Origin of the sequence: Polymorphobacter sp., from assembly GCF_051860865.1 — a bacterium.
Taxonomy (GTDB): Bacteria; Pseudomonadota; Alphaproteobacteria; order Sphingomonadales; family Sphingomonadaceae; genus Sandarakinorhabdus.
The window spans coordinates 1-9,740 of the sequence record NZ_JBIMKZ010000097.1; the positions used below are offsets into that span (position 1 = coordinate 1).

Here is a 9,740-nt window from a genome sequence, read left to right on the forward strand (position 1 = left end):
CTGTTGACGGACCGCAACTTCGGCACCCACTTCTTCACCGCTGACGGCGGTGGCGACCCGATCCTTTACCAGCATCTGTTCTGGTTCTTCGGTCACCCGGAAGTGTACATCCTCATCCTGCCGGGCTTCGGCATGGTCAGCCAGATCATCTCGACCTTCTCGAAGAAGCCGGTGTTTGGCTATCTCGGCATGGCCTATGCCATGGTGGCAATCGGGTTCATCGGCTTTCTGGTCTGGGCCCACCACATGTTCACTGCCGGTCTAGACGTGAACACCAAGATGTACTTCACCGCCGCTACGATGATCATCGCGGTGCCCACCGGCATCAAGATCTTCTCCTGGATCGCGACGATGTGGGGCGGGTCACTGTCCTTCCCCACCCCGATGCTCTGGGCGATCGGCTTCATCTTCATGTTCACGGTCGGCGGTGTGACCGGGGTCATCCTCGCCAATGGCGGCGTCGATACCTATTTCCACGACACCTATTATGTCGTGGCGCACTTCCACTATGTGCTCTCGCTGGGTGCCGTGTTCGCCATTTTTGCCGGCTTCTACTATTGGTTCGGCAAGATGACCGGCAAGCCTTACAACGAGTTCCTCGGCAAGCTGCATTTCTGGGTGTTCTTCATCGGCGTGAACATCATGTTCTTCCCGATGCACTTCCTGGGTGCGGACGGCATGCCACGGCGTATCCCCGACTATCCAGAGATCTTCGCCTATTGGAACAGCATTGCCTCGCTTGGCTATGCCGTGATGGGCGTGGGCATGCTGATCTTCTTCCTCAACCTGATCGTGTCCTTCGCCGGCAAGCGCCGCGTCGAGGACAATTATTGGGGCGAAGGTGCTACGACGCTGGAATGGACGCTGAGCTCGCCTCCGCCGTTCCATCAGTTCGAGACGCTTCCCGTCATCAAGTAAGGCCGTGGGCGGCCGGTCCTTTTCCGGACCGGCCGCTGCGGATGTGATTATGAACCAGACAGCGCCGCTCAGCGGGCCGGAAACGCCGGTTGCATTTGCTCCGGTCGCCCCGGCGACGGCCTTTGCCGATTGGCGGGACTATTTTGCGCTGCTCAAGCCGCGCGTGATGACGCTGGTGATCTTCACCGCCGCCTGCGCGATGATCGCCGCGCCCGGCATACTGCATCCTTTCCTCGCCTTCGTGGCGGTTCTGTGCATCGCCGTTGCTGCCGGCGCGGCCGGCGCGCTCAACCAATGGTATGAAGCCGATATCGATGCGGTGATGAAGCGGACGGCGAACCGACCGCTGCCTGCGGGCCGGTTGGGTGCCAATGAGGCGCTAGCGTTCGGGATCCTGCTGTCCGTCGGCAGCGTTACCGTGATGGCGCTGGCGCTCAATTGGGTCGCCGCCGCCTGGCTGGCTGTCTCGATCCTGTTCTATGTCATTGTCTACACCATGTGGCTCAAGCGCCGGACGCCGCAAAACATCGTCATCGGCGGTGCGGCGGGCGCCTTTCCGGTGATCGTCGGCTGGGCATCGGTGGCGGGCGATACGCCGCTGATGGCCTGGGTGCTGTTCGGCATTATCTTCCTGTGGACGCCGCCGCACTTCTGGGCGCTGGCCCTGTTCATGGAGGCTGATTACTCCAAGGCCGGTGTTCCCATGCTGCCGGTGACGCACGGCGCTGCCGAGACGCGCCGCCAGATCCTGCTGTACTCGGTGGCGCTTGTTGCCTGTTCGCTGGTGCCGCTGCCGGGCATCACCGGCCTCGCCGGCTGGGGCTATGGCGCCACGGCGATTGTGCTCGGCGCGCTCTTCATGGCGATGGCATGGGCGGTGTTCCGCAGCACCGCGGTGACGGCGCCGGAGATGCGGGCCGAGAAGCGGCTGTTCAAGTTCAGCCTGCTCTATCTCGCTATCCTGTTCGGCGCGCTCGTCGCCGATGTGTGGCTGGCATGAGCGATCCGGCAAGCTGGACTGCAGCCGAGAAGGCCGCGTTCGAAACGCGCCGCCGCTCGCGCAACAAGGCGCTGGGCATCCTGCTCGCGGCGCTGACGCTGCTGTTTTTTGGCATCACCATGGTGCGCATGGTGCCGCCATCGGGCGAGGTTCAGGCGCGGCTTCAGGCCGAGAAGCCGGGATGGGACGGACGATGAACGCCCAGGCCCGGCTCGAGCGCGCCAAGCGCAGGACCGGCTGGCTGGCCGCGATCGGCGCCGTGTCGATGATCGGCGCCGCCTATGCTGCGGTTCCGCTCTACAGGCTGTTCTGCCAGGTTACCGGCTACAACGGCACGGTCAGCCGCGCCGAAGCGGAGGCGCTGCCGGATGCGGCCCGGCTCGCTGCGCTGCACGGCCGGACCATCAAGATCCGATTCGACGCCACCACCGATGCCGGGCTCGACTGGGAGTTCCGGCCCGAAAAGTCGGTCAACGAAGTGAAGATCGGCGAGAAGGTGCTGGCCTATTATGAGGCCTGGAACCGAGAAGGTACGCCGGTGACCGGTCGCGCCGTCTACAATGTCTCGCCAGATACCGCCGGTGCCTATTTCCGCAAGATCGACTGCTTTTGCTTTACCGAGCAAACGCTGGCCGGCGGCGAGCGGGTGCGGATGCCGGTCGTCTACTTCATCGATCCGGCCATCCTCGATGACCCGAGCGCCAACCGGATTTCCGAAATTACGCTGTCCTACACCTTCTATCCGATGGACAAGACGGCGGACGCGGCGCTAAGCCGCACTGCACAACCAGACCTGCTCAAGAAAGGCTGAGGCAATGGCCGCCGGCAAGACACATGACTATCACATTCTCAGCCCGTCGCCCTGGCCATTGGCGATGTCGATGGCGTCGCTCGTCATGGCGGCCGGCGCGATCGGCTGGATGCACTCGACGAGCTGGGGCCAGCTGACCTTCTGGCCTGGCTTGGCGGCTGTGGTCGCCTGCTTCTATTTCTGGTGGCGTTCGGTCGTCCATGAAGCCAATGCCGGGGATCACACACCGGTCGTTCAGCTTCATCATCGTTATGGCATGATCCTGTTCATCGCCTCGGAAGTGATGTTCTTCGTTGCCTGGTTCTGGGCCTATTTCAACGCGGCGCTCTATCCGTCGAGCCATGAGGGCATCAATGGTGTCTGGCCGCCGCAGGGTGTCGAGGTGCTCGATCCCTTCGTCTTCCCGCTGCTCAATACACTAATCCTGCTGCTGTCGGGCACCACGGTGACCTGGGCGCATCACGCGCTGATCCATGGCGACCGTGAGGGGCTTAAGCAGGGCCTGTGGGTCACCGTGATCCTTGGCGCTCTGTTCAGCATGGTCCAGGCCTATGAGTATCACCATGCTGAGTTCGGCATGAGCGACAGCATCTATGGTGCCAGCTTCTACATGGCGACCGGGTTCCACGGCTTTCACGTGCTCGTCGGAACGATCTTCCTGATGGTCTGCCTGGCACGGACCTACAAGGGTGACTTCACTCCCACCCAGCATTTCGGCTTTGAGGCTGCGGCCTGGTACTGGCATTTCGTCGATGTCGTCTGGTTGTTCCTGTTCATCGCCATCTACGTCTGGGGTTCGAACTTCGGGGCGGCGGTCGTCAAGAGCGCCTTTGGCTGATCCTCTCCCACCGGCAGTCCGGCAACAGGCCATTCGTTGGGGAATCGCCGGGCGATGCCCGCAATGTGGTACAGGAAAGCTGTTCGCAGGGCCGGTCACCTATGCGCCCCGATGTAGTGCGTGCGGGCTTGATTTCCGGGCGTTCAATGTCGGCGACGGCGCGGCCTCCTTCCTGATCCTAGTCGTCGGGGCCGTGATCACCGGACTGGCGCTATGGCTGGAGCTGGCTGTTGAGCCGGCCTGGTGGGTGCATGTGCTGTTGTGGCTGCCACTGACGCTGCTGCTGTCGTTGGCGCTGATGCGGCTCGCGAAGGGTCTGCTGCTCGCCATCGAATATGCTCAGGAAGCCCGTGAGGGTCGGCTGTGAGGCGGCTGCCGGTCGTTCCCTCGCTCATCGTCTTTCTCCTCGCTGCGTTCCTCGTCGGTCTCGGCGTCTGGCAACTTGAACGCCGGGAATGGAAGCGGCAGCTGATTCTCGCTGCCGAGGTGGCGCCCCAGTTGCCCCCGCTCGGCCCGGCCGATTATGTCGCGTCGATGACGGGCCGTGCCAGCGTCCAGTATCGCCGCGCCGAGATGGTCTGCCGACCCGGCCCGGTCCGGCCCTATGATTTGCGGGGTGGCAGCAGCGCTGACGGCCAGAGCGGATTTCTCGTGCTGGTCTCCTGCCGGCCTGACCAGTCGCTGGCCCCTGATATTGTCGTTGTGGCGGGCTGGACCCGGCGGCCGGACATTGGCGGCCTGACGCTCGATGTCGACGCGATGTTCAAGGGGCTGATCATCGAGCGGCCTTATGGCGATGCGCCCGGCCGCCCACAGTTCATGCTGATCCCGGACACGGCGGCGCCGCCCCTGTCGCCCTCGCGCATGCCGACGCCCGGTGATCTGCCGGACAATCACCTCGCCTATGCCGGTCAGTGGTTCGGCCTCGCGGCCGCCCTGCTCGTCATCTACGCGCTATGGCTTCGGCGCCGGACGCGCGCGCGTGCCGATACGGCCAAGGTTGCAGCCGGCGACGCGGCCGGCTAGTCGCTGGCGCCATGGACTATCAGAGCACACGCGGCAGCGCCGCCCCCCTGAATTTCGAAGCGGTGACGCTCGCCGGTCTGGCGACCGACGGCGGGCTCTACGTGCCGTCGCACTGGCCGCAGTTCACCGCCGAGGAAATCTCGGCGATGGTCGGGCTCGATTATGTCGAAACGGCGGTCCGTGTCTGCCGGCCGTTCGTTGGCGATGTCTTCGACGAGCGGACCCTGCGCACGTTGCTCACCCGTGCCTATTCGAGCTTCTCGCACGCCGCGGTGGTGCCGCTTGTCCAGCTCGACCAGCGGCATTGGTTGCTCGAGCTGTTCCACGGCCCGACGCTGGCGTTCAAGGACGTCGCCATGCAGGCGCTGGGCCAGCTGTTCGAGCGGTTCCTGAGTGCCAGCGGGCGGCATCTGACCGTCATTGGCGCGACCTCGGGCGACACCGGCTCGGCTGCCATACACGCGCTGGCCGGGCGGGAGGGGGTCGAAGTGTTCATGCTCCATCCCGAGGGTCGGGTGTCCGACGTTCAGCGCCGCCAGATGACGACGGTGCTGGCGCCCAACATCCACAATATCGCCATCAAGGGCAGCTTCGATGACGCCCAGGCGCTGGTCAAGGCGATGTTTAACGATCGGAACTTCTCGGCGCGGTTTGCGCTGTCGGCGGTCAATTCGATCAACTGGGCCCGGTTGATGTTCCAGGTTGTCTATTACTTTTATGCCGCCGTCCGGCTCGGGGCGCCGCAACGTGCCATCGCCTTTTCGGTGCCGACCGGCAATTTTGGTGATGTTTTTGCCGGTTATGTCGCGTCGCGCATGGGTCTGCCCATCGATCGACTGGTGGTCGCCACCAACGAGAACGACATCCTGCACCGCGCGCTGAGCGCAGGCGATTATTCAGTCGGTAGCGTTTCGCCGACCCAGTCGCCGTCGATGGATATTCAGGTCAGCAGCAATTTCGAGCGGCTGCTGTTCGATCTGCATGGCCGCGATGGCGCGGTGACAGCAGCGGCCATGCGTGGCTTCGAGACGAGCAAGTCGATGGCCTTGACGCCGGCGATGCGCGCCGAGGCCGCGGGCCTGTTCACCAGCGCGCGTGTCGACAGCGAGGCGATGGGGCGGACGCTGCGCTGGGCGCAGGACAAGTGCGGCCAGCTGATCGATCCGCACACCGCCATCGGGCTGGCGGCGGCGCGCGAGCAGCCGGGCACGGCGCCGATGGTGACGCTGGCGACGGCGCATCCGGCAAAGTTCGGCGATGCCGTGGAACGCGCCAGCGGCGTCCGGCCGACACTGCCGCTGCGGGTGCAGGGGCTGCTGGATCGGGAAGAGCGGTACACGGTGCTGCCGGCCGATCTCAACGCGATCGAAACCTGGGTGGGCGCTCGCGCCCGTCCGCGCAACGCCGCGTGAAGGCCCCTTCGATCGGCGTGACGCGCAGCGGCCTGCGGGTGGCGACCTGCCCGGTGGCCGGCGTCGAGACAGTGGCGATCAACCTGCTCGCCGACACCGGCGCGCGGTTCGAGACGGCGCCGCTGAACGGGCTCGCCCATCTGTTCGAGCATATGGTCTTCAAGGGCAGCGAGCGGCGCTCGGCCCGCGAAATCGCGGAAGCCGTGGAGGATGTCGGCGGTCAGCTCAATGCCTGGACCTCACGCGATGCCACGGCTTTTCATGCCCGGATGCTGGCGCGCGACCTGCCGCTCGGCTTCGACATTCTCGGCGACATGCTGGTCAATCCGCGTTTCGATGCGGCGGAACTGGAGCGCGAGAAGCATGTCGTGCTGCAGGAACTGGGCGAGGCCCGCGACACGCCGGACGATATCGTTTTCGATCATCTCCAGGCCGTCGCCTTTCCCCACCAAGCGCTGGGTCGATCGATTCTCGGCAGCGAGGAGACGCTGGCGGCGATCACCGCCGACGACCTGCGCCAGTGGCGCGACACGCATTATCAGCCGGACCGGCTGCTGCTCGCCGTTGCCGGGCGGATCGACCATGATGACGTCATGCGACTCGCCGAGGCCGCATTTCCCACGCGCGGCACGCCGGGACCCCGACCCGCTGCCGAGGCCGTTCGCTTCACTGCTGGCCGCCATGACGACAATCGTCGCTGCGAGCAGGCGCAGCTGACGCTCGGCGTCCCCGCGCCCGGCCATCACGAGCCCGGCCATGACGCGGCGATGCTGTTCGCACTGGCGGTCGGCGGCGGCATGTCGTCCCGGCTGTTCCAGGAAGTGCGCGAGTCGCGGGGGCTGGCCTATTCGGTCAGCGCTGCCATCACCCCCTATGTCGACGGTGGGCTGATGAGCGTCCATGCCGCCTGCGCCCGCACCGAAGCGGCGGCGGCGCGTGATCTGATCGACACTGTCCTGCACGGGGCCATCGCCGACCTGTCGCAGGCCGAGCTGGACCGGGCGCGGGCGCAGGCAGTTGCCGGCCTGCTGATGGCGCTCGAGGGGCCGCAGGGCCAAGCCGACCATGTCGCGCGCTGCCTTGCTGTCCATGGCCGTTACCTGCCGCCGGACGAGATTGTCACCCGGCTGGAAGCGGTCACGGTCGAGGCGGCGCGCGCCGCTGGTGCGGCGATGCTGGCTCATGCACCGGCGCGGGCCGAGATCGGCGCCGGTGGTGGCGGTCGCCGGAAGGCGGCATGACCGGTTGGGACGGCCAGCTCGGCGTGCTGGTGACCGAACCCTGGGCCGATTATGGCCTCGTCGACTCGGGCGGCGGGCGAAAGCTCGAGCGATACGGCCCCTGGCGCTTCATCCGCCCGGAGCCTCAGGCTTTGTGGCAACCGACCCAGCCGGACTGGACCGCGCACGGCGAATTCATCGGCGGCAGCGACGAGGAGGGCGGCGGCCGCTGGCAACTGGTTGCCGACGTGCCGGCGCGCTGGACATTGGCGCGCGGCGAGGTGCGCTTCCACGCGACCAATACGCCGTTTCGCCATCTTGGCTTCTTTCCGGACATGGGCGCCCAATGGGACTGGATGGCGGCGCAGCTTCGCCCCGGTGCGCGGATGCTCAACATGTTCGGCTATACGGGTGTGGCCAGCCTGATCGCCGCTGCCGCCGGCGCCGCGGTCGTCCATGTCGATGCCAGCAAAAAAGCCGTGGCGGCAGCGCGGGACAATGCCGCCTTGTCCTCGCTGTCGGATGCGCCGGTCCGCTGGTTGGTCGATGATGCTCTGAAGTTCATGCGGCGCGAGGTTCGGCGCGGTAGCCGCTATCAGGGGATCATGCTCGATCCGCCCAAATATGGCCGCGGCCCGGACGGTGAGGTCTGGAGCCTCGAGCGCGACCTGCCCGAGCTGGTGACATTGGCCCGCCAGCTGCTGGCCGACGACGCGGCGTTCCTCGTGCTGACCGTTTATGCGATCAGGATGTCGGCAGTGGCGCTGGCGGAACTGCTCGGCGAAACGATGGGCGGGCAAGGAAAGATCGAGGCCGGCGACATGGCGGTGCGGCAGGATGACGGCAAGCGGCTGCTGCCGACGGCCATCTACGCCCGCTGGTCAGCCTAGCTTCGGCAGGCTTTCACCGTCTTCGGGTCTTTTTCCGGGCCTGGTCTGAACACCGCCAGATAGCCTTGCTTCAGGTCGGTGATCGAGACCAGCTCATAGCCCACCGCCTTGACTTCGCAGACCAGCAGGGCGCGGGGCATGCCGTGATATTGAGAGTCGCGCTCGAGGTCGACGATGGCGATGCGGCCGTCGGGCTTCAGACTCTTGCGGAGCCGCCAGAGCAGCGCATAGGGCTGGTCGATCTCATGGTACATGTGGATCAGCAACGCAGCGTCGAGACTGGCGAGCGGCAGCCGCGGATCGGCGGCACGGCCTTGCACGAAGCTGATATTCGTCAAACCGGCTTTGCGGATACGCACCCTGAGATCACGCAAATATCGTGGTACGATGTCCTGAGCGATGACCCGGCCCTGCGGCCCGACGAGCGGCGACAGGCGCACTGTGTAATAGCCGGCGCCGGCACCGATATCGGCCACGGTTTGTCCCGGCTTGATCCCGACGATGCGAATGACGGCATCCGCCTCGCCCGCTCGGTCGCGCGCCGCCTCATCGTCCCAATGCGGACTGACGATACGGGCAATCTGCCGGTCCGGCCGTGGCAAGGCGAGCCGCGCCTCGGGAACGGCAAGCGCGGCGGCAGCAAGGAGCGACAGGATCACGAGAGAGAAATAGCCGCTGGCCGATGCCGCGGCAAGGCGGCGCAACCGCTCAGGCGGGCCGCCGGCCTGGACGCGTCGGCGCGGGGGTATCGCTGCCTGTCACCGCCAGGTTGCGCAGGCGATTGAGCTCGGCCTGAAAGCGATTCATGTCGGCACCGGCCAGCTGGCTGCCGCCAATGAATTTCAGCGTCATCGGATTGACGGCCTTGCCCTTGAGCCACACTTCATAGTGGAGATGCGGGCCGGTGGAGACGCCGGTGGAGCCGACATAGCCGATCACTTGGCCCTGGGTGACTTGCTGCCCAGCCTTGATGGCGAAACGGGACATATGAGCATAGGCCGTTTTCAAGCCGCCGCTATGGGCGATACGGATGAAATTGCCGTGTCCGCCATGGGGACCGACGAACTCGGCCTTGCCCGCAGCCGCCGCATAGATCGGGCTGCCGTGGCGCGCGCCGAAATCGACGCCCTGATGCATGCGGGAATAAGCGAGAAGCGGATGGAAGCGCATGCCGAAATTGGATGTCAGCCGAGCCCCGTCGACCGGGGTACGCATCAGCCCTTTTCGTGCCGACTCCCCGCTGGCGCGGAAATAATCGGCCTTGCCCCGGCCGGGCGCGAAGCGGGCGACTTCGATCCGGTCCTTCGATGGTCGGTCGAGCGCCGCATAGAGCAGGCTGCCATGGCGGACGTCGCCGGTTTCTGCCCTGTCCTGCTCGATAATGATGTCGAACTTGTCGTTGCGTCCGACGCCGCGCTGCATGTCTACGACATATCCGATCACCCGCACGAATTCGCGGGCCTGACTGTTGGGGACACCGGCGCCGCGCAGGGACGCCTCGAGACCGCGCCCGACGAGGCCGTTGACGCGCAGCGGGGTTGAATCGACCTTGATCGGGATTCGCTTGAGGGTCAGCTCGCCGTTGGTGCGGCCTATGGCCAGGCGCAAGTCGAAAGCGGCGCGGA

The 9,740-nt window shown here is 65.6% G+C and carries 12 protein-coding genes; 10 read left to right on the forward strand and 2 right to left on the reverse strand.

What is annotated here, in order from left to right:
- The 10 genes from ACTIFJ_RS14025 to ACTIFJ_RS14070 form a co-directional block, all read left to right on the forward strand.
- On the forward strand, positions 1-918 hold a 918-nt coding region (locus ACTIFJ_RS14025; RefSeq protein WP_439534731.1), incomplete at its 5' end, for a cbb3-type cytochrome c oxidase subunit I.
- A 49-nt stretch (positions 919-967) separates the two neighbouring features.
- Positions 968-1,918, forward strand: a complete 951-nt coding sequence (locus tag ACTIFJ_RS14030; protein ID WP_439534732.1) for a heme o synthase — start codon at positions 968-970, stop codon at positions 1,916-1,918.
- Positions 1,915-2,115 (forward strand): hypothetical protein, encoded by a 201-nt coding sequence (locus tag ACTIFJ_RS14035; protein WP_439534733.1) that lies wholly within the window; start codon positions 1,915-1,917, stop codon positions 2,113-2,115. The genes ACTIFJ_RS14030 and ACTIFJ_RS14035 overlap by 4 nt, the downstream gene beginning before the upstream one ends.
- Positions 2,112-2,729: a cytochrome c oxidase assembly protein gene (locus tag ACTIFJ_RS14040; protein ID WP_439534734.1), complete on the forward strand. Its 618-nt coding sequence runs from the start codon at positions 2,112-2,114 to the stop codon at positions 2,727-2,729. The genes ACTIFJ_RS14035 and ACTIFJ_RS14040 overlap by 4 nt, the downstream gene beginning before the upstream one ends.
- A 4-nt stretch (positions 2,730-2,733) precedes the next feature.
- Complete coding sequence (locus ACTIFJ_RS14045) at positions 2,734-3,567, forward strand: cytochrome c oxidase subunit 3 (RefSeq protein WP_439534735.1); 834 nt, start codon at positions 2,734-2,736, stop codon at positions 3,565-3,567.
- Entirely contained in the window at positions 3,482-3,934 is a 453-nt protein-coding gene (locus tag ACTIFJ_RS14050; protein WP_439534736.1) for a DUF983 domain-containing protein, read from the forward strand. Before ACTIFJ_RS14045 ends, ACTIFJ_RS14050 begins: the two co-directional genes overlap by 86 nt.
- Positions 3,931-4,593, forward strand: a complete 663-nt coding sequence (locus tag ACTIFJ_RS14055) for an SURF1 family protein (RefSeq protein WP_439534737.1) — start codon at positions 3,931-3,933, stop codon at positions 4,591-4,593. Before ACTIFJ_RS14050 ends, ACTIFJ_RS14055 begins: the two co-directional genes overlap by 4 nt.
- A gap of 11 nt (positions 4,594-4,604) precedes the next feature.
- On the forward strand, positions 4,605-6,005 hold the full coding sequence (thrC, locus tag ACTIFJ_RS14060; RefSeq protein ID WP_439534738.1) for a threonine synthase: 1,401 nt from the start codon (positions 4,605-4,607) through the stop codon (positions 6,003-6,005).
- Positions 6,002-7,246, forward strand: coding sequence for a M16 family metallopeptidase (locus tag ACTIFJ_RS14065; protein WP_439534739.1), 1,245 nt, complete (start codon positions 6,002-6,004; stop codon positions 7,244-7,246). The genes thrC and ACTIFJ_RS14065 overlap by 4 nt, the downstream gene beginning before the upstream one ends.
- Entirely contained in the window at positions 7,243-8,115 is an 873-nt protein-coding gene (locus ACTIFJ_RS14070) for a class I SAM-dependent methyltransferase (RefSeq protein ID WP_439534740.1), read from the forward strand. Before ACTIFJ_RS14065 ends, ACTIFJ_RS14070 begins: the two co-directional genes overlap by 4 nt.
- Here ACTIFJ_RS14070 and ACTIFJ_RS14075 read toward each other — a convergent pair.
- A complete protein-coding gene (locus ACTIFJ_RS14075) occupies positions 8,112-8,774 on the reverse strand; it encodes a class I SAM-dependent methyltransferase (protein WP_439534741.1) in 663 nt (220 codons plus the stop codon). The genes ACTIFJ_RS14070 and ACTIFJ_RS14075 overlap by 4 nt on opposite strands.
- A gap of 49 nt (positions 8,775-8,823) precedes the next feature.
- On the reverse strand, positions 8,824-9,740 hold a 917-nt coding region (locus tag ACTIFJ_RS14080; RefSeq protein WP_439534742.1), incomplete at its 5' end, for a M23 family metallopeptidase.

What these genes read in the sequence shown, in the direction of transcription:
- ACTIFJ_RS14070 (WP_439534740.1), top strand. Translation starts at nt 7,243, where the DNA reads ATGACCGGTTGGGACGGCCAGCTCGGCGTGCTGGTGACCGAACCCTGG.
- thrC (WP_439534738.1), top strand. Translation starts at nt 4,605, where the DNA reads ATGGACTATCAGAGCACACGCGGCAGCGCCGCCCCCCTGAATTTCGAA.
- ACTIFJ_RS14040 (WP_439534734.1), top strand. Translation starts at nt 2,112, where the DNA reads ATGAACGCCCAGGCCCGGCTCGAGCGCGCCAAGCGCAGGACCGGCTGG.
- ACTIFJ_RS14030 (WP_439534732.1), top strand. Translation starts at nt 968, where the DNA reads ATGAACCAGACAGCGCCGCTCAGCGGGCCGGAAACGCCGGTTGCATTT.
- ACTIFJ_RS14035 (WP_439534733.1), top strand. Translation starts at nt 1,915, where the DNA reads ATGAGCGATCCGGCAAGCTGGACTGCAGCCGAGAAGGCCGCGTTCGAA.
- ACTIFJ_RS14050 (WP_439534736.1), top strand. Translation starts at nt 3,482, where the DNA reads ATGTCGTCTGGTTGTTCCTGTTCATCGCCATCTACGTCTGGGGTTCGA.
- ACTIFJ_RS14045 (WP_439534735.1), top strand. Translation starts at nt 2,734, where the DNA reads ATGGCCGCCGGCAAGACACATGACTATCACATTCTCAGCCCGTCGCCC.